This window comes from Lacrimispora sp., assembly GCF_032078915.1.
Lineage (GTDB): Bacteria > Bacillota > Clostridia > Lachnospirales > Lachnospiraceae > Lacrimispora.
Genome location: NZ_DAMAUN010000105.1, coordinates 1 through 18,691 on the forward strand (window position 1 = coordinate 1; position 18,691 = coordinate 18,691).

General features: G+C 38.2%; 16 protein-coding genes and 1 tRNA gene. 2 read left to right on the top strand and 15 right to left on the bottom strand.

The window, feature by feature from the left end; all coding sequences use genetic code 11:
- From RT269_RS26145 to RT269_RS26165, 5 genes are all read right to left on the bottom strand, one after another.
- A partial coding sequence (locus RT269_RS26145) for a hydantoinase/oxoprolinase family protein (protein WP_313187074.1) occupies nt 1-898 on the bottom strand: 898 nt, incomplete at its 3' end.
- A 217-nt stretch (nt 899-1,115) separates the two neighbouring features.
- Nucleotides 1,116-2,507 (bottom strand): citrate transporter, encoded by a 1,392-nt coding sequence (locus RT269_RS26150; RefSeq protein ID WP_313187076.1) that lies wholly within the window; start codon nt 2,505-2,507, stop codon nt 1,116-1,118.
- Between the two features lie 215 nt (nt 2,508-2,722).
- Nucleotides 2,723-3,433: a GntR family transcriptional regulator gene (locus tag RT269_RS26155; RefSeq protein ID WP_313187098.1), complete on the bottom strand. Its 711-nt coding sequence runs from the start codon at nt 3,431-3,433 to the stop codon at nt 2,723-2,725.
- Nucleotides 3,434-3,934: 501 nt separating this feature from the next.
- Nucleotides 3,935-4,420, bottom strand: a complete 486-nt coding sequence (locus RT269_RS26160; RefSeq protein WP_313187078.1) for a hypothetical protein — start codon at nt 4,418-4,420, stop codon at nt 3,935-3,937.
- A gap of 138 nt (nt 4,421-4,558) precedes the next feature.
- Complete coding sequence (locus tag RT269_RS26165) at nt 4,559-5,257, bottom strand: flavodoxin family protein (protein ID WP_313187080.1); 699 nt, start codon at nt 5,255-5,257, stop codon at nt 4,559-4,561.
- Nucleotides 5,258-5,580: 323 nt separating this feature from the next.
- Here RT269_RS26165 and RT269_RS26170 point away from each other — a divergent pair, with 323 nt between their 5' ends.
- Nucleotides 5,581-6,330, top strand: a complete 750-nt coding sequence (locus RT269_RS26170) for a LytR/AlgR family response regulator transcription factor (protein ID WP_313187081.1) — start codon at nt 5,581-5,583, stop codon at nt 6,328-6,330.
- 14 nt (nt 6,331-6,344) lie between these two features.
- Nucleotides 6,345-7,706 carry a sensor histidine kinase gene (locus RT269_RS26175; protein WP_313187083.1) on the top strand — a complete coding sequence of 454 codons (1,362 nt, stop codon included), beginning with the start codon at nt 6,345-6,347 and terminating at the stop codon, nt 7,704-7,706.
- A 98-nt stretch (nt 7,707-7,804) separates the two neighbouring features.
- On the opposite strand, the gene RT269_RS26180 is transcribed toward RT269_RS26175, so the two are convergent.
- The 10 genes from RT269_RS26180 to RT269_RS26225 form a co-directional block, all read right to left on the bottom strand.
- Nucleotides 7,805-9,064: a sensor domain-containing diguanylate cyclase gene (locus RT269_RS26180; RefSeq protein ID WP_313187084.1), complete on the bottom strand. Its 1,260-nt coding sequence runs from the start codon at nt 9,062-9,064 to the stop codon at nt 7,805-7,807.
- Between the two features lie 46 nt (nt 9,065-9,110).
- Nucleotides 9,111-9,635, bottom strand: a complete 525-nt coding sequence (locus tag RT269_RS26185) for a V4R domain-containing protein (RefSeq protein ID WP_313187086.1) — start codon at nt 9,633-9,635, stop codon at nt 9,111-9,113.
- Between the two features lie 401 nt (nt 9,636-10,036).
- Complete coding sequence (gene aepX / locus RT269_RS26190) at nt 10,037-11,332, bottom strand: phosphoenolpyruvate mutase (RefSeq protein WP_313187087.1); 1,296 nt, start codon at nt 11,330-11,332, stop codon at nt 10,037-10,039.
- 37 nt (nt 11,333-11,369) lie between these two features.
- Entirely contained in the window at nt 11,370-12,485 is a 1,116-nt protein-coding gene (aepY, locus tag RT269_RS26195; protein WP_313187089.1) for a phosphonopyruvate decarboxylase, read from the bottom strand.
- A 2-nt stretch (nt 12,486-12,487) separates the two neighbouring features.
- On the bottom strand, nt 12,488-13,702 hold the full coding sequence (locus RT269_RS26200) for an MFS transporter (protein WP_313187091.1): 1,215 nt from the start codon (nt 13,700-13,702) through the stop codon (nt 12,488-12,490).
- 79 nt (nt 13,703-13,781) lie between these two features.
- Entirely contained in the window at nt 13,782-15,038 is a 1,257-nt protein-coding gene (locus RT269_RS26205) for an aldehyde dehydrogenase (RefSeq protein WP_313187093.1), read from the bottom strand.
- The gene (locus tag RT269_RS26210; protein ID WP_313187095.1) at nt 15,038-16,249 is read right to left on the bottom strand and encodes an ATP-grasp domain-containing protein; all 1,212 of its coding nucleotides are present in this window, start codon (nt 16,247-16,249) and stop codon (nt 15,038-15,040) included. The genes RT269_RS26205 and RT269_RS26210 overlap by 1 nt, the downstream gene beginning before the upstream one ends.
- The gene (locus RT269_RS26215) at nt 16,249-17,199 is read right to left on the bottom strand and encodes an ornithine carbamoyltransferase (RefSeq protein ID WP_313187096.1); all 951 of its coding nucleotides are present in this window, start codon (nt 17,197-17,199) and stop codon (nt 16,249-16,251) included. Before RT269_RS26215 ends, RT269_RS26210 begins: the two co-directional genes overlap by 1 nt.
- A 19-nt stretch (nt 17,200-17,218) precedes the next feature.
- Nucleotides 17,219-18,286 carry a hypothetical protein gene (locus RT269_RS26220; protein WP_313187097.1) on the bottom strand — a complete coding sequence of 356 codons (1,068 nt, stop codon included), beginning with the start codon at nt 18,284-18,286 and terminating at the stop codon, nt 17,219-17,221.
- A gap of 237 nt (nt 18,287-18,523) precedes the next feature.
- A tRNA-Gly gene (locus tag RT269_RS26225) sits at nt 18,524-18,594 on the bottom strand.
- Nucleotides 18,595-18,691: the final 97 nt, after the last annotated feature.

The following is an 18,691-nucleotide window of genomic DNA, read 5'->3' on the forward strand; positions in this document are numbered from 1 at the left end:
CGCCAGGACGGCCGTTCTTAATGACTCCGATATTGGTGGTGGTACCTCCAACCTCAAAATAAATGGCATTGGAAGCGCGAAGATACATGAGGGAGCCCATAACCGATGCTGCCGGACCGGAAAGAGCTGTCAGGATCGGGCGCTTTCTCATTTCTCCGATTTCCATAACGCCGCCGTCACCTCTCATGATCATTAAGGGTACGTTGACGCCCGCAGATTTTACTGAGGTTTCTGTTGCATTTGCAGTCATCATCATCTTCGGCAGAATGGAAGCATTGATTGCCGCCGTGCGGGTACGGCGGGTAAGTCCGTAAAGTTTTGTAATATCGGAAGCCATAGTTACAGGCACATTTTTCTTCTTTGCGCAGTCATGGATCATCTGCTCTTCCCCCATACTGTCCACACCAAAGGCCATGGAAGCCACCATTACCTGAGAACCCTGGGCAAGCAGATCATCGATGTTCTTATTGATGATCTCTTCTGTCAGCATTTTTTTCTTAATAAAGGTATTATACACCTTGATCATACGGCCGACTTTTTCATCCAGCACAATGTCTTTTAAAGCCAGCTGGCGCTTTGCCAGAAAGCCCTCAAGACCGCCCCCTGCTACTCCTACGACTCCAACTCTTGCCACATCGCCCTCAATAAAGGCATTGGTAGCCTGGGTGGTGGAGTGAGCCACGAAAACCACATCTTCCGGAGAGATATTATTTTCGTTCATGCAGTTCTTAAAGCTCTGCACAACACCGGCAGCAACGCCGTCTTTATGGTCATGTGTGGTTTTTACTTCGTTTTTTCCGATAATTTCATGGGTATCGTTATCCATTGCAACGCATTTGGTATAGGTACCGCCTACGTCAATTCCCATACGAACCGGTCTGTGTATTCGTTCTGCCATTAATTTTCCATTCCTTTCCATTTCTTAGCCACGCTTTCTGGCATAAAGGTATACTTGTTAGGTGTATGCACCTTAGTTTTAACAATATTTATTCTCTCATTCAGATGAATTGTGAAAAGCGTCCGGGTGCGCAAAGGCGCGCCCGGACCTATGGGTGATCTATCTTAGGTTTTTAGAGTTCGAGTTGAAGATCTGTTCTAAATTAAAGCTGTGCCTGTTATGAAAGGAACCATGCGGCTCCAAGTCCGCCCAGCATAATAAAGGTTGCGATATACTGCAGCACACCGGTAAGATATGCATTGGGGATGGACAGCTTTAAGAAATCTCTTGATTCAACCTTTGTATAAGCTAGTCCCCATGCAACCCATGACTGGGTGATACAGCTTCCGATATTTACTGTGATTGTCGGAATAGCGAATACCGCATATAAGAACGGTACAGAGAAGGAAGCAACATTGGACAACACGCCAAGGGTTGCGGCTCCACAGCCAACCAGAGTCATCGGTCCACGGAACAATCCCATGCAAAGCAGAACAGCAAATACGATACAGACAACGATCTCACTCTTTGGCATTACGTTGCCTAAAATCACCTTGAAATAAGGAGAAGCATAAGCTGCTACCTGGTTAAACATAGGCAGAGTAAGAAGGAAGCCTACTAGTGGAGCGGTATCAACAACACCATCATAGAACAGCTTGTTAACAAGCTGGCAGTTCTCTTTGAACGTTCCATTCATTCTTCCGCAAAGGAACAGAGCCAGGAATCCTGCGATTACAAAGCCGCCGATTACGGAGAAATCCAGCCAGATCTTAAGAACAACCGGCACAATAGGAAGAAGCAGGGTGTAGAAAGGAGCATTCTTCTGTTCAGATGCTGTTCCGCGTGTCTGAGCAGCCCATGCATGTACGGTTTTTGCACGTTTTAAATAGAATGCGGCAAGTACTGTTGTTGCAACCAGCATGATAACAAGGGCAGCATAACCCCAGTGTGATGCATACCAGCCAAGGGTAAACTCTGGCATCTCTTCCGGCTTAATAAAGAATGCACGGTACTGTGCAAAGTTTACCGGGTTTAAGTAAATACCTGATGCAACGGAACCCATAAAAGTAAACAGTGCAACAGACTTGGGAATACCCAAAGACATAAGAATTGGAAGCACGATAACGCCGATTGCGATAACCGGGCCGGCTCCTGTCATGGCAGTGAAGATCAAAGCCGTAACAATGTTTAACAGTGCTACTGTAACAAATGGCTTATCTCCGCCTAATTCAACGGTCTTACGGATCAGAGTGGAAGCAATTCCGGTATCCATAAGCACGCGGCCAAACCAGGCACCCCAGCAAACGTTTACCAGAGTGGTTCCCCAGCCTTCAGGGGCAGACTGGTAAATCTTGTTTAAGGCAGCAATCAGTGTGTTGTCTTTTCCAAACTGTAAGACTGGATTAGACGCCAGGAATGACTCACTTGCAAAAAATGTTCCTCCAATTGGAAGGATGGTCCAAAGAAGCGTAATCAGCAGGAAGCCGATCATCAGGTTATGACCCTTGATACAGTAATACGCTAGGCCAAAGAACGAAATTAATAATATGATTCCAATAATGTACTCCAAAGTAATACCTCCTATGACTTTTTATTCTCCATGCAATGCAAACTCTTTTGCCGCTCCCTTAAGGCGGCAGTCTCTCTAAAATCTTTCCCCATACTCCTTTCATCTTTTCTGCCCATGCTTTTGGGACAGTGCCCACCCCGCTTTATCGGGTGTAAAGGTATGCCCGTAGGGCGTTCTTCATAATAATAAAAATTTATTTCTATCCGGGCCGGTTTTTACGCCTGCCCGGAAAAGAACTGTGGATAGATTCCCCGAAGCGTCCCCGCATTCCAAAGAACCGAATTAAAATGATTGGCACAGATCAGGCATGCTGCTTCTGCATCCCGGCGCTTCAGATTATCAAGCAAAAGGCGTCCTTCCACCTGGACGTGCTCAAGGCTCGTCAGGGAAGACATGTCTGTCTTATAGTTAAATGTCGTATATTGAAGATAATTCAAACGCAGCAAATCACAATCCATGGTCCGGAAAACCTCCCAGACATACTCATGGCTGCAAAAGGTAGAAAGCAGATAATGAAGCTGCTGCTCCACGATCAGAAAATCAATGGGATTTTCTTTATCTATCTCGTACTTCTGATAGTTAAGGACCTCTTCCAGCTGTTCAAGCTGAGATTTTGTAAGACCCTGGCGGCAGATCTCCTCAATGATTGCCTGTTCCAGCACATTATGAGAAAAAACGGCCTGCCTGATTCGTTCGCTGTCAAGCAGCGTGACCTCAGTTCCTCTCTGAGGATAAACGACAATATATCCTTCCTCTACCAGGCGGGAAAGCGCATCTCTCACCATCGTCCGGCTGGCATTCATCTGACTGGACAGAATATTTTCACTTAGGCGTTCACCTGGCCGAATATCCAGATTCAATATCTGCATACGCAGCTGATTATAGATGTCGCTCCTCTGGTCACTTTTTCCTACTTCCACTTCCATCACTCTTTTGCCTCCCTATGAAAACTGTTTTATCCAATTGCACACAAGCACTTGCCAGGATTGCACATCAGTATCCCGCCAAATGCATATCAGTACTCGAAATACGTGTTTTACATTCATTTTCTAATTGTTTACTTTGTAAAATATATCATATCCATTCTTTAAAATCAACTATTTCATTAGCATTTTCCACATTTTTTTTTTGCCTTTTTGCAATCTTCTGATTTTTTTCACAAATAAATGCCATATTTTCCCGAAAAATTTCCCATCAAAAGATTGCATACAAGTTTACTCGTATTCTTTAAAAATCGGCCCTTATCATAGTGCATAAGGCGATGGACACCCCATTTTCATAACGAAAAAGAGCCTCGCTCCATGACCGGGATCCAGTCATTTTGCGAGGCTCAGGTTTGATGGCATGTTTATATTTCTCGTTGTACGCGATTAATGCTTTCCAGGGCATTTTGAATGTCTTTGCAAATCAGTGCTTGCATACTGCTTTTATATCTTTGCGGATTGGCTGCTTCCAGCGCATCGATGCTGCAGATGAATACCAATATGCCCGATTCCCAAAATCACCGTGGATATCAAAAGCCAGACCACCTTCCCATATACGCCCAGAAGAAAGAACGCAGCAACAGGCAATGATGCACCAGCCACAGGAACGCCGCAAAAACTGCTGTAAAAGTCAGCCACTGTCTTCTGGCTTCTGAAATATTTGATCCACCAGCCTTCATAAAGAATCATGAATAACGCCGCAGCAACCAGCCATAAGGACCATGGGGTCCAACTGCGAAGATTAAGATCAGAAAAAATAAGTGCCCCACAGGTGACTAGAATCTGGCCCGCACGTTCAAAAATCAGAAGTATCTTATTCTCACCTTGAGAATCATACCCTTCCGGCTGGTATCTTGTCCATATGAGATTAGGAATTATTAACATAAGTAAGAAAATCAGCCCAATATAGGAAAAGCCTAAATGTCCCATTGTTGCACCTGCCAAATTAATTTTGATTTCCGGTTATATTCCCTTTTCCAGTTTGCCTGGGTAATCCGCGTCGCTGCTTGATGAGGTTAAATTTGGAAAATTCATATGAATACAGATCAAAAGGTTAATAAATCTACATTACCATGGCCTTTCTTTTTCAAGCCATCCCATGGATTCCCAGTAATTTACATCCACAGGGTTAAAGTGAAACTGTTTGTGCATAAACCTCATGGCATAAAATAGAGTTTTGACCTTCAAAGAAGGAGTTACAGGCTTGTTTTTTCCTTTGATTTTATCTGAAAGCCTGTCAATTTCCTTATGCAGCTTTGCCTTCCTTTTGCCTGCCACAGTATCCCAATCACTTCCATAGACATTCCTTCCAAATGTATAAATATGTGAAATGCCCCAAAAGGTCATGCTATCCTTTAAATCCCGCAGTGCTGACCTGGTTCCTGCACCTGCAGCCGTAGAAATGAGAAGAACCTGCTTATGAAACATTTCCTTTCTCGGCTGATGGGCCATCCATTGGTACCCAAAATGGTCAAGAAACGCCTTCATCTGCCCCGGAACATGATAAACATAAACTGGTGCCGTAAAAATCAGTAAGTCAGCTTCAAGCATGGACTCTAAAATCGGTTTCAGATACCCATAATCCGGACACTTCCTGTAATTGGTAAAGCAGTTCCAACAGCCTATGCAAAAATTTGGCATATCTTTTGGGAGAAAAAATTCTTTTACAGAGTCTGTTCCTGAAAGATTCCGAACAAATCGCTGTGCAATGTTGTAAGTACTGGATTTTGACTTTCTCTGCGTTGCATAAATCACGGTAATTTTCATGGCTCAATCCTCCTGTAAAAGTATCCAAAAAGCTAAGAAATATCCAGTTATTATTATAACAGATAAGTAAAAAATATACCATTATTACTATAACTTTGGTTACAAGACATTGTTAAGGATTAATTACTTGACGTATCCAATCCTAAATATTATCATATAACCGTAAGGTCTAAACGAATGATAAGCCCCTTTAGACATTCTGGCATTTCCCAGCATAAAAGGAAATGAGCTGGTCAATAAAAATAGGTGGAGCAATAGGAAGAGAGGATCATAATAGACAATTAATAAACTAGTTTTATATGAAGAAGGGAGTTAAACAAAATATGCTGAAAATAGCATTATGCGATGACAACCGGTGTGCGATTAATCAATACGCGGAGTTAATTTCCCAAATTGCGGAGAAGCATCAGATAAAGATCCAGCTTTCCAGTTATCTTAGCGGAGAATCCTTGCTTTTTCATTTTTCCGAAGCCCCTGAACAAACAGATATTATATTTTTAGATGTCATGATGGGTAAAACAGACGGGATGGAGACGGCGCGTAAGCTGCGGGATTGCGACTGCAAAGCCCAAATCGTCTTTTTAACCAGTTATGAAGATTATGTTTATGAGGCATTTGATGTAAATGCTCTCCAATATCTTTTAAAGGATAATACAAGTACAGAGAAATTTGAGGAAGTTTTCTTAAAAGCAGCAGAGCTTGCCTCAAAAAAGGAGGATGAATTATTTACTTTTGAATTTGACGGCAAGACAAGCGCGGTCCCGATCCATCAAATCTCCTATTTTGAAATTTGGCAAAGAATTGTAACGGTGCATTACAGCGATGGAAAAACGGCGAAATTCTATGGCAGCATGGAACGCATAGAAAAAAGGCTTTCCGGAAAAGACTTTGTGCGGTCACACCGTTCTTACCTGATTCATCTGCCCTACATCGTGACCTTCAGGCAGCAGACCGTCCAGTTAAAAACCGGAGAAACAGTTCCAGTAGGAGTCACTTACGTTCAATCCCTGAAAAAGGCATTTTCTGATTATATTTCGCGTTTTCATATTTACACCTCCAAAAGTTTATCTTAGAAGAAGGAGAAGCTATGATCTATATTGTTATCCCAGTGGTTCTCCTGTATTATTATTTTTTTCTGCTTTACTACCGTAAGCTTTTTCCTATACAAAAGAGAAGGCCTATTCAAGTTATGCTTATTCTGGCAATTATTGCCGCATCGTATATCTTCTTAAACCCATCAGGCATACGATGGGTAAGGCTTCCGGTAATCATGATCGCCATGACCATAGGGCTGCGCTTTTCCACTGGAATGGACTGGCTGCAGGCAGTCTACGGCGGAAGCTGCTCGGTATTATGCGCTTACTGCTTCCGCGGCATACTTGCAGTAATCAGCGCGTTTATTTTCTTCGGCCATGATCTTTCTAATATAGAGACCTACTATGCAAGCACCGTTTTGGTTCTTCCTTTGGTACTTTTATTCCTTACAATTTTATATAAGACCATTCTCCCCGATGACAAGCTGAAGCTCTTTTTGCATAACCGCAATCAGCTTAAATATGTCGTCGTATATGAAATTACGGCCGCAGTCAATTTAGTTGTCATTAATTCCGGACGTGATCTATTTCCTTATGGTATATTTTCATCCAATAACATCTTATCTCCTTACGGCAAGTGGTATGTGAAAGTAGGCTTAGGAGCTTATGTCCTAACCATTGGCATGCTCTTCTACGCCATTTACCAATCGATCCGGAGCACGGAACTGCAGGAGTACCAATGGAGAACGGAAATGCTGGAGGAGCAGTACGAACGGCAGGTACGGCATTACAAATCATATCAGAAATACACGGAAAGCTTCCGTGCATTCAAGCATGACTACAGGTCCATGATGGTAGTATTAAAATCATTGATCCGGACAAATGAAAATGAAAAAGCTCTTCTGCTGATTGATGACATGTTTGAAGAGATGCAGAAAAAAGTGGTCGTCCATAAAAAGTATTCCGACAGCGTTATTCTGGACGCCATGCTTCAGGATCTTACCAATATTTGTGAAGAAAATAAAATTCGCCTTTCATCAAACGTATTTATCCCTCGTAACACAGGGCTGTCGACAATTGATGCAGTCCGTATTTTTTCGAATTTTACCAACAATGCGGTGGAAGCATGCCGAAAGGTCCCGGTTTCAGATCGGTTTATAGAAATTGTCAGTACCAACGAACTGAAGTGGGTCACGCTTCAGATGGTCAATTCCTATGACGGCAAATCACACGTATATAACGGAAAATTCCTTACAACAAAGCCAGAAAAGCAATGTCACGGACTGGGGCTGAGAATCGTAGAACAAATTGCAGAAAGTTTGGGTGGATTTGTAATATATGAAGAGGATTTTAAAAACAAGACATTCCTGGCCAGGGTCCATATTCCCAGGTTAAGAGAAAACCAGACAGGATAAAATAGAATCAGGGCAAGCCGTTTTCTGCAGCCTTGCCCCGATTTACAATCCCGGTTAGTCAATCGGATATTCACAATCCGCTTCGCTACTTGATGAGGTTAAATCTGCTCTTTCTTTTTGTTCTTTTTGCACGCATACATTCTCCGGTCTGCTTCCTGCAAAAGATTTGATGTAGTATATCCAGATTCGGAGTTAAAAGACAAAATGCCGTGGCTGAACGACAACCCGTAGGGCTTTGAATCAGTGCACTCCAGCTTTTTCAGTACACAGTGCATTCTTGCTATGATTTTTTCAGCAGTATTCTCCATACAGTTTTTAAAGATGATGAAAAATTCATCGCCGCCATATCGGCAGACAACATCCGAACTGCGAACAGAGTGTAAAATCACCTTCGCAATGCTCTTAATGGTATAATCACCCTCATCGTGACCGTATGTATCATTGATCATCTTTAAGTTGTCAATGTCAATAAAGACCAGGCAACTAGGAACATCGCTGTATAACAAGGTCTTTTCCAGTTCCTTCAGCCCTGCTTCCCGGTTGTATGCACCCGTCATGTTATCTGTCGACGCAGACATCTGCAAGCGGTGTTCTCTGGTTTTCCAATCGCTGACATCCTCGATAACATACAGGTACAGCACCTGACCATTGGGCAGCATGCACCTGTTTGACATTATCCGATACCATGTGTTATTGCTGTCATCAAAAACTTCACGAAAAACCGGAAAGTTATCCTGCCCACCAAGCTCTGCGATCAAGGCCAACAGGACATTGCCCTGTACCTGCTGAATTGTTAAATATTCAATATCCCCCAATATCCGTTTCGCAGGGCGATTGGCATATACTATATGTCCGCCGAAGTCTGCCTCTAATACGGAAATATGAAGGAGATCAAGCGCCTGAAGGATTTGATGATAACGCCAGCTGCTGACAGGTGCTGGTATCTTCCCGGCTGCCTCCCCGTTATCTTTTATGGATGCGTCTGCAATCCGGTCGATCAATCCGTTAAACATTTCAAACAGTTCTCCAGAATACTCAAGCTTGCTGACTACATATCCTTCTTTAAGCAGTTTCCCGCTCTGGGTCAAAACGGAGAGCCGCGAGTGCAGCTGCTTAAGGGGACCGGACAGATAATTGCATCTGGCAGGAAGCGGTCCATTCAGCCTTCCTTCCGATAAGTCAATCGCCAGGTGGTTCATTTCATTGATATCTTGAATCAATTGATTGATCTGTCCAATAAGCTTCTGCCATTCCGGCGCAGAGTCATCTGCCTCCACAATATCACATTGTTTCCCGGACAGCAGATTCTCAAATAAATTCTGTATTTTCATAAGCATCGTATGATCTTCCTGGTTCATCCCCTGCCTCCTTATCACGACTCATACCTCTACTCCCGCCGCCCCCTTATCCCAGGCTCTCAGCCGCAAACCGGCAGGTCCGGTCTCCGGTAGACCAGCAATCAATCTCTTTCACACGGAACCGGCATCCGCTGTAGACTTCCAGAATCCCTGCAATAAAACCTTCATCATAATCACAGACCGTCTTTCCTGAAATTGGAAGGCCGGAACAATCCAGATCCTCTGAAACGGTCAGAGTAAATGACAGGGAATCCATGTCCACTTGTTCCATGCGCAGGATACCTATCTTTAGCTCCATCAGCTTATTCGTCAAGTTGGCGATGAAGAAATCAAAATCACCCGAAAGGTCCAGTACATTTTTAGCCAGTTCTTTGCCTGCCAAGTGCCCGGCAGCCCTAAATAAGCGGCTGGAAGTCTCCTCGTCGTATTCCCGCTCCAGGATATCCTTTAAGGTGTATTGCAGCAGACGGTAAACAAGCACCGGTACATCAGAGCCCATATTTTTTCTTCCCTCATCAATGTTTCCAAGGGATTCCCAGGTGAACTGAGATGGTTTGCTTTCATAACTCATTGAAACTCCTCCTTAAAATGGACTGCGAAAATATTATAACAAAGCCCCCGCCGTTCTGGGCAATCGCATAGGAGAGAAAATTCACAACGCTTTACCGGACTGCAACAGACTTGGAGGGCTTTCGATTCATAGGGATAAAAGTATATTCATTTTATTGTACAATATTTGTTTTGCTATTGTGAACAATCTGTTTTAAATTGGCCTTTTAATGTCCTAAATAATTCCATGGGGTGAATTAAGTCTGCATCTTTACTCAAGGGAGCATTGGCCATTTCGGACTGTCTTTCCCTGCTCTGTTTCGTGCGAAATACAACCAACAAAGTTCCTATCATTATAAAAATCTATCCAAAACAAGGTACATTGACAAAAAGCATTTTAGACAGTAGGAGCCATCAGTATCACTATAGTGTTTCTATTAATGACAAAATATTTGCTATTGACATTAATTCTTTATCAATTACATTGGCTGAATGGTTCAACAATATATTTTCGGCAACTTTTTTCATCGCAGGATATGCACTTCTTGTTAATTGATTTGCATAAATAACAATATTAACTCCATGATTATATAATTCTTCTTCTGTCACTTTATTATATGAGGTGGGGACAACCACTATTGGAGTTACCGAATCATATTCTCTAAATTTATCACAAAAGTCAAATATCTCATCTGGCGTATTTTCCTTAGAATGAATCATGATTCCATCAGCACCTGCTTTAACATATGCAAATGCTCTATTAAGAGCATCCTCTACTCCCATTTTTAAAATAAGGCTTTCAATTCTAGCAATAATCATAAAACTTTTATCACGAATGGCATTCCTTCCAGCCCTGATTTTTTGACAAAAGTTATCAATGGTATCTTGATTTTGATTTGCTTCAACACCAAATAGAGAGTTCTTTTTTAATCCAATTTTATCTTCTATTATAATTGCAGAAACGCCCATCCTTTCTAAAGTCTTCACATTATAAACAAAATGTTCCACAAGCCCCCCAGTATCACCATCTAATATAATAGGTTTTGTGGTTACATCCAAAATTTCATCAATTGTTTTTAATCTCGATGACATATCAATTAATTCAATATCAGGCTTTCCCTTTGAAATAGAATCACATAGACTAGATACCCACATCGCATCAAATTGATCAACTTCTTTATCGTTAAATATTACAGTTTTTTCCGCTATTAATCCAGTAATCCCATTATGTACTTCAATTGCTTTTGTTATTTTTCTTTTTTCTAATAGTTGTCTCATCCGCCCTCGTCTATATTCAGGCATAGCTAACATCTCTTTGGCGTTCCTTTCTAATTCCATCATATCTTCTGTGAATTTATAAGGAATCTCAATCAACTCACCTCTCCAATTATTTAATAATTCTATGACTTCTAAACGAATATTCTGCAACGGGCCTTTTTTCCAGTTATCACCATGTATTACGTAATTCGGTTTTATCTCGTTTAGTATGTTTTCATATGAAATTTCTTTTTGTATAACTACCTCATCTACATTTTCGAGAGAGCTAATTAAGTGTAGCCTTTCTTTGAAACTAATACTTGGAAAACGATCAAACTTTATCGATGCTTCATCACTTAATACCCCTACGATTACTTTTCCATATTTTTTTGCCTCATTTAATATTTTAAGATGGCCTTCATGAATAATATCTGTACTAAAACAAGTATATACCTTTTTCATATTTCCCCTCTTTACACAGTCCGATAATCTCACTTATCTAGTCCACAAGTGATGTCATAAATTCTTTTTTCAAATGATTTAAATCTTCCGGCCTCGGAAGTTCCTCACAGGATTCATTTTTAACACCAATTTCAATCATAACGGGACCTTCCATCATTTTTATATTAGCCAAAACATCTTCTAATTCTGACATATATCTTACATAAAATGTTTTTTTATAATTACATGCTGTGGCTATTTTTGAGAATGCGACTTTTTCCATGTTTGTAGGAAGTCCTCCAACGGATTCATGCGCAAGATTGTTTAACACAAAATGATATACATTTGGGATACCTGAATTTCCAATAAAAGCAATATTCCCCATATGCATTAAACTTGAACCATCTCCGTCTAAGCAAAATACCTTTTTTGTTTTTGCATTTCTAGCAATACCCAGAGAAATCGCAGAGGCATACCCCATACCTCCAACACATAAAAATGAATTGGACAAATCGCCTTTCACTTTCATGAACTCTCTTGAAATCTTTCCAGTCGTGGAAATGATTAAGGAACTATCATCCAAAGAATCAATTATTTTTTTAATTGCTTCAAAGCGGCTAATTTCAAAATGATTTTCATACTCTAAATATTTTTTATACGAATAAAAAGTTCCTGGTCGTACGATAAATGCATACTGCTTTCCGTTTTTTAAACACTCCATGGCGATAGAAATATATTCTTCAAAATCGCCTTCTGTTGTATTACGATCAAGTATACTGTAATCGACATCTAACGTTTTCAGAAGTTCCAAGGTTATTTTCCCTTGAAAAGCATGCTGAGGTTCATCTTGAAAAGCATATTCTCCTCGCCAGCCTATGACAAATAGTATTGGGATGCTGTATATTGCAGAATTAGCAATTGAAGCTAAAGGGTTAAGCATATTTCCAATTCCTGAATTCTGCATAAATACACAAGAAACTTTTTTTGTAGATAAATAATCACCAATTGCAATTGCTGTTGCGCTACCTTCATTGACCGCAACTGTATAAGTTAAGCCTTTTTCATCCTCTTCGTTAAGTGCTTTGCAGAAATCAGATAAGGTTGAATCGGGAACCCCAATATATTTACTTATACCAAGCATTTTTAGATGATCAATAAATGACTTAATATTCATTTTTAAAACCTCACAATATTTTTCTTAACAGCAACAATATAAATAATCAGATATATAAATACAATTATACCGCATAAAACAAATCCCTTAGACAAGGATATACTTTGAGTTTGTGTTACCAGTGGAATTAGCGAAACCGTTAATAAAGAAAATAACAAATTACGCATAGAAGCAATTTTACCTCTCATATTTTGTTCACTAAGAAATTGAATCTTTGTGTATAATAATATATTAGAGGCTGCGGTAGCTCCACCAATCATAAAACTCATAAAAAGAATTATTATTTTTGCTCTGGCAAAGGATAAAACAATAAATGATAATGTGTTAAAAAAAAGACAAATCAGCACCAGGTAATTGACATCTCGTTTTGAAATTATCGGCCATAGAACACCTGGTAAGATTGATGAGATGGCAAAACTCATATCTAAAACAGATAACCACAGAGACTCATTGTTTAGACGCTCTGAAACTAATGGAGCCAATGACAAATTAAAAAAGTTTACAAATAGATAATCTCCTGTCGCTACAACTACTAAAGTTAATAATTGCTTATTTTTTAATAATTGCTTAAACAAGTTTACCCAATCTGGAACTAAGTTCTTTAAGGAACAATTGCTGTATGTATATTTATTCAAATTATCATTCACTTTCACTGTAATCAAACATATTGCCGAAAGTGAAAAAGAAGCTCCATTAATAATAAGTATTGTATATGGAGAAATAAATAGCATGAGAACACCAACAAGAGCAATCCCTATGATCTGACCAGCTTGAATAAAACTTGATTGAAACCCATTAAACTTATTTATTTCTTCTTCATCATCAAGAATTTTTGTGATTATCACAAAGGAAGCACTTCTGTAAAATGGCTTAGCAATATTTATTACAAAAGTTATTATAATTATAAACAAGAAAACATGGTCAAAATAAATACATCCAAGACAACATAATATAACAGTAATCCCTCTTAATAGATCGCTAAAGACTAATACATTCTTTGCTTTATAGTTATCTACTAAGAAACCGGCATAAATTTGAAGCGTAATACTCATTAACGCCTCTATAATGTACACAAATCCAAAACTCAATGTTTGACCTGTAAAATCATAAAGTATCTTTCCAACGGTCAAGATATGTAGACCATTTCCAATATTGGTTATAAAATTAGCCAAAAGAATTCTTAAACAACGATTATCTGAAAATTGATATAAATTCAATAAGAAGTCCTCCTGATGCGTACGAACTACTCTCTTCCTATGCAAATCATCAGGTTCGATAGCAGTGTTATAAGGAAACTTAAATTCTTTGATAGATTATTTGCTCTTTGGTGAGTAAATTGTATAGATTCCAAAAACCTTCTTTCCCGTCATTTTCATCTTCAAAACCTCCAAATGGCAAATAATCAAACCGTTCGGTTGGTCCGTGGTTTATATAAATGTTTGAGCATGTTGAAGATAAACTTATCCATTTATTAGTTTCCGTCAACGAATCTGAGTAAATTGCGGAGGATAAACTACTCCGTTTAAAATACTCACACGGTATATCATCAATACTTTCTACTTTATGTATACAAAGTATAGGACCAAAAGCCTCCATTGTTGAAAGATACCCTGTATTATCATCATAAAGTATTGTTGGCATTAAAATATCCCTTTTGATCTGTCCTCCAGCCATTGGAATATATCCGTGATCAATCAAATCATGAATGATAGCTTTTAGTCCCGGAAGTAAATCCTTTCTTAATGGACCTATATCTGTAGATTCTTGAAAGATGTCTCCACAATTGAGATTATTAACCAGATCTATAACTTCATCTAAAAACTTATTAAAAACTTTGGAATGGATGAAAACATTTTTTGCACCTACACAGCGCATACCGTTTTGGTCAAAAGCTCCCCTAGCAATATTTTCTGCGGCTAGCTCCAAATCAGCATAAGCACTAATATAAGTCATAGCTGACGAACCAGTTTCAAAAACCGCCTTTTTATTCTTGATCTTCGATTTTATCCTTCTTGCAGTCTCACTTTTTCCAGTAAACAAAATGCAGTCATATAAATCATAGTTCATTTGAGACTCCATACTATTATCATCTAATTCAATCAGCTGCAGGACCTCTCTATATTTGCTGCCAATAGATTCTTTCACTAATTCAAATATTTTTTTACTGCAGTCTAACGCATACATGGATGGTTTGAAATAAAAAGTATTCTTACAGATAAAACTATTTGCAAATTTATGTATGAATGAACTATATGGAGAACTGAATGGTGTTAAACCTAGTACATTTCCCAAAGGGATTCTTTTTTCTCGCCAGAACAGTTGTTTATCTGGATCATCAACGCCCCCACTTTTTAACACATTCCATTTGACGAACCCTTTGCCATCCTCTAAAATATCAATGCACCGCTGCACTTCCCTATTAGAAAATCGAATTGGCTTTAAAGTATTTTCTGTCAGTAATTCAGCTAACATTTGCTTATTTACTATTAGAGTATTTTTTATCTCCTCCAATATTAACTGAATCTCTTTGTCGGTGATTTCATTTTTACTCATTACCCTACCTCAACAAAAAATTTGTCAAATGCATAAATCAATTTATTTTCTAAGCTACTAAAATCTGAGTCTTTTAAAATAATATGACCACAACGTATGGTCGTATTTGTAATATCTTGTATTGTGTCTCCTACTTTTTTATCTATCTGAACCAGAACCAGACCTTCCATCTCTGCAAAATCTTTTTTATTACTTATTGCTTTAATTTCTCCATTCTCGGAATTAAAACATATGAAACCAATAAAATCATTGCTGATTGACTCAGAGATAATTATTTTATTTTCAAGTTCAACATCGATAACAGCATCGTACAAATTAACACCCTGTGTGTTTTCAACTAAAGGGGAAATGAGAGGGCCGCCGCCGATTCGTGCAGCTATTTCGCTAAATATAATATCACCATAAGGAGTAACAAAAAATTCGGAATGACAAACAGAATTCTTTATTCCAATCGATTGAATAACCTTTTGGTTTATTTTGAGCATATCTGCTACAATGCCTTTTTTAAGGTATTTCCCCGGATAAGCGATGGAGCCTATTTTGTTTTTTCCTTCAATACAATCCAGCATATTGTTCAAATAACTTGCTACTGACTGAATCATAACAATACCGTCCTGAACAACAGCATCAACGTGATATTCCTTGCCTGAAATATATTTTTCGATCAAATATTTTGATGCAAAATTATTCGTATGAAAACGCTTCAGTTCCTCCTCATTATTGATTTTATAAGTAGCTTTCGTCGCAGCTCCATTTACTGGTTTAACTATGACTGGATATCCATGACTATGTATAAATAATTTTGCGGAATCTATATCAGAAATATAGTCGAAAGCAGCAGTCACAATATTATTATCTTTCAATAGAGCCTTCATCTTGTATTTGTCACGTACCAAAATACTGGTTTCATAATCAATACCCGGGATATGGAACCTACTCCTTAAATATCCGGCAACTTCAATGGTATTTTCATAAGATGTTATAATTCGGTAAATATCATGTTTCATAGAAATATCGCTCATTACCTGAGACATTCCCTCTAAGGAAAAGATATCATCCACAATAATAATTTCATCAAAAATCTTTCTTTTTGTTTCAGAATCCTTAAATTTATTTTTTTGAACAATGAGTATCTTATAATACTCATTGCACTTCTTTTCAATAGATTCATTTAAATACGAATAGTCATATAAAAAAATTATTGTTTTCATTACAATCCCTCCTCATATAAGTCTAGCAAAATTAATATTAACGCATTTTGTACCCACATACGATTTTCTGCCTGATCAAAAATAATAGAATTACTATTTTCTATTACATCTCTGGTAATTTCATAGTTTATATGCATAGGCATGTCATGCATAACAGTGATCTTAGGGTTTACATCGAAAACTTGATTATTAAGCTGATAAGGAAGGTATTTTTTAATAATTTCCTTATTCTCCTGTGCCTTTTCAGGATCATTAAAACTTTCCATATTTATCCACGAATCCGTATATACTATATCGCTTTGTCGCAGGCAATTTACTATATCATCGCAAGAGACATATCTTTCTGTCTGAAACTGCTTATCTTGTCTTTCAATGAGACATTTTTCACTTGTTGACTGGTATCCTGTAAATGATCCATTAGGAGCAAGATAAAATGTTCCTCCAAATTTTAATATAGCTGATGTTAAATCATTGCTAACATTTGTTCTGTTCCCTGCATAGGTGAGTTTAAGTTCATGGATTGTACCAAACTTTTCTTTCATCGTCATCAGATCCGCAAGAACCTGACACGGATGAAATAAATTACAGCATCCATTTATCACCGGTATTTTCACATTATCAGAAATAATCTTGAAGTCATCATTTTGCTTAAGTCTTGCCATGATAATATCTGTGTTTCTTTCTATATATCTAATCTCATCTTTTAATTCAGAAAGAACGATATTACTGGAATCATAGTTTAAGTAAATCGCATGCCCACCCATTTTAGACAATCCACTTTCAAAAGAAACCCTTGTTCTCGTTGAAGTTTTTTCAAACAACATCAATAATGTTTTTCCTTTACAAGCATCCAAGTACTTATCATAGTTATGTTTATAATAAATTCCGAAATCAACAATTTTTTCTATTTCTTCACAGGTTAATTCATATATACTATTTATTGTTTTCATATCTAAATTCTCCCTTCTTTTATTGAATTTCACTGATAATATCCTTTGCCAATTTTATGCGTTCACTGAGATGATTAACATCATACGATGCAAATGGTATATCCCAATTAACTAAGCGCTTATTGATTGCAGTTATATTCCTAAAAATATTATGAGCTATAAAAACCTTATTAAAATCTATACCCCAATTTTTAAATAAAGTTTTAGCAGCTATTAAGCCAGCAACATCATAATAATTAAATACGATTCGTTTAACATGTTTCATAATTTCCCGATCTTGAAGAACATTATTAACATTTCCGCCTGTGAAATCACCGCCAAATTCACAAATGAAAGCGTCCATTGATTCAAATTTTTTCAATGACAGGAGACGAAGAATTCCTATTCGAATTATTTCGTAATCATCATACGACGAAACTACACCAACATCGCATAAATCCGCTACCGCATCAGCGCCTGCATCTTTCATTTCTAAAATGTCTTCCATGCAGCCAGTTCCAGAAAGCTTCACACCCGCAATTTTTAATAGAGGATTGATTTTTTTAATTTCTTTAATAATATTTTTTGTTACAGTGGTCTTTCCAGTCTCTCCAGATGTAGCGCATACAAAAATTAGAGGTTTTTCGATTGGAATTATGTTAACTGTTTCATACTGCGTAAATATGTTAATAGCTGATTCTTTATCAGCCAGCACTCCAATAGGTTCCAGTTCTATTTGCATTCCCTTGTATAGAGGTGCATCGTCACATATTCCAATGATTCCCCCATTTGTCAGCAGACTGATTTTCGCTGATGATAATGGTGCTGCATCCCAATGTCCATAATAGTTTTGACATGAATATCGATTCCCCAATACCCCTATAAAATAATCACCTTGGTATAAGCTTTCTGAACGCCCGTTAATATTTTCTAAAGAACAATAGCCGGAATTCTCAGCCGCTACCCTAACTAATACTAAATCTCCTCTTTTAGAAAACTTATCCGGTACCACATCTAGTCCGGATGTACCATTTAATATTTTACTATTTAACTGACGATCTCTTACAATTGATGATACTCCTTTAATTTTAAAATTAGATAGTTTCATATTACCTCCATTCATTCGAGATGTATAATTATACATATTTATACATAATAATCCATCTCTCCTATGGCAGATAGATTATGTTCCCAATTGGCTTTTTTTTGTCTCGAACAATATTTTTGTAGCAAAAAGCAAAAAGGGCAAGTCTGTATCTTAAGTCTGTATCTTAAGGGGAGAAAGGTCTGGAAATAAAAAGAAACCCATTTTTGACTAATGCCAAAAATGGGTTTCTTTTGTTAAAGCGGGTGATGGGAATCGAACCCACGTATCCAGCTTGGAAGGCTGGTGTTCTACCATTGAACTACACCCGCATGGAATTTCTGAAGTTTTTCAAAAGTGCTTTGAAAAGCACAATGCCCAAAGCCGGAATCGAACCAGCGACACGAGGATTTTCAGTCCTCTGCTCTA

Excerpts from the sequence above, each read along its gene's own strand:
- RT269_RS26155 (WP_313187098.1), bottom strand. The coding sequence starts at position 3,433 with ATGGAAGTGGAAGTAGGAAAAAGTGACCAGAGGAGCGACATCTATAAT.
- RT269_RS26160 (WP_313187078.1), bottom strand. The coding sequence starts at position 4,420 with ATGGGACATTTAGGCTTTTCCTATATTGGGCTGATTTTCTTACTTATG.
- RT269_RS26165 (WP_313187080.1), bottom strand. The coding sequence starts at position 5,257 with ATGAAAATTACCGTGATTTATGCAACGCAGAGAAAGTCAAAATCCAGT.
- RT269_RS26170 (WP_313187081.1), top strand. The coding sequence starts at position 5,581 with ATGCTGAAAATAGCATTATGCGATGACAACCGGTGTGCGATTAATCAA.
- RT269_RS26175 (WP_313187083.1), top strand. The coding sequence starts at position 6,345 with ATGATCTATATTGTTATCCCAGTGGTTCTCCTGTATTATTATTTTTTT.
- RT269_RS26180 (WP_313187084.1), bottom strand. The coding sequence starts at position 9,064 with ATGAACCAGGAAGATCATACGATGCTTATGAAAATACAGAATTTATTT.
- RT269_RS26185 (WP_313187086.1), bottom strand. The coding sequence starts at position 9,635 with ATGAGTTATGAAAGCAAACCATCTCAGTTCACCTGGGAATCCCTTGGA.
- aepX (WP_313187087.1), bottom strand. The coding sequence starts at position 11,332 with ATGAAAAAGGTATATACTTGTTTTAGTACAGATATTATTCATGAAGGC.
- aepY (WP_313187089.1), bottom strand. The coding sequence starts at position 12,485 with ATGAATATTAAGTCATTTATTGATCATCTAAAAATGCTTGGTATAAGT.
- RT269_RS26205 (WP_313187093.1), bottom strand. The coding sequence starts at position 15,038 with ATGAGTAAAAATGAAATCACCGACAAAGAGATTCAGTTAATATTGGAG.
- RT269_RS26210 (WP_313187095.1), bottom strand. The coding sequence starts at position 16,249 with ATGAAAACAATAATTTTTTTATATGACTATTCGTATTTAAATGAATCT.
- RT269_RS26215 (WP_313187096.1), bottom strand. The coding sequence starts at position 17,199 with ATGAAAACAATAAATAGTATATATGAATTAACCTGTGAAGAAATAGAA.
- RT269_RS26220 (WP_313187097.1), bottom strand. The coding sequence starts at position 18,286 with ATGAAACTATCTAATTTTAAAATTAAAGGAGTATCATCAATTGTAAGA.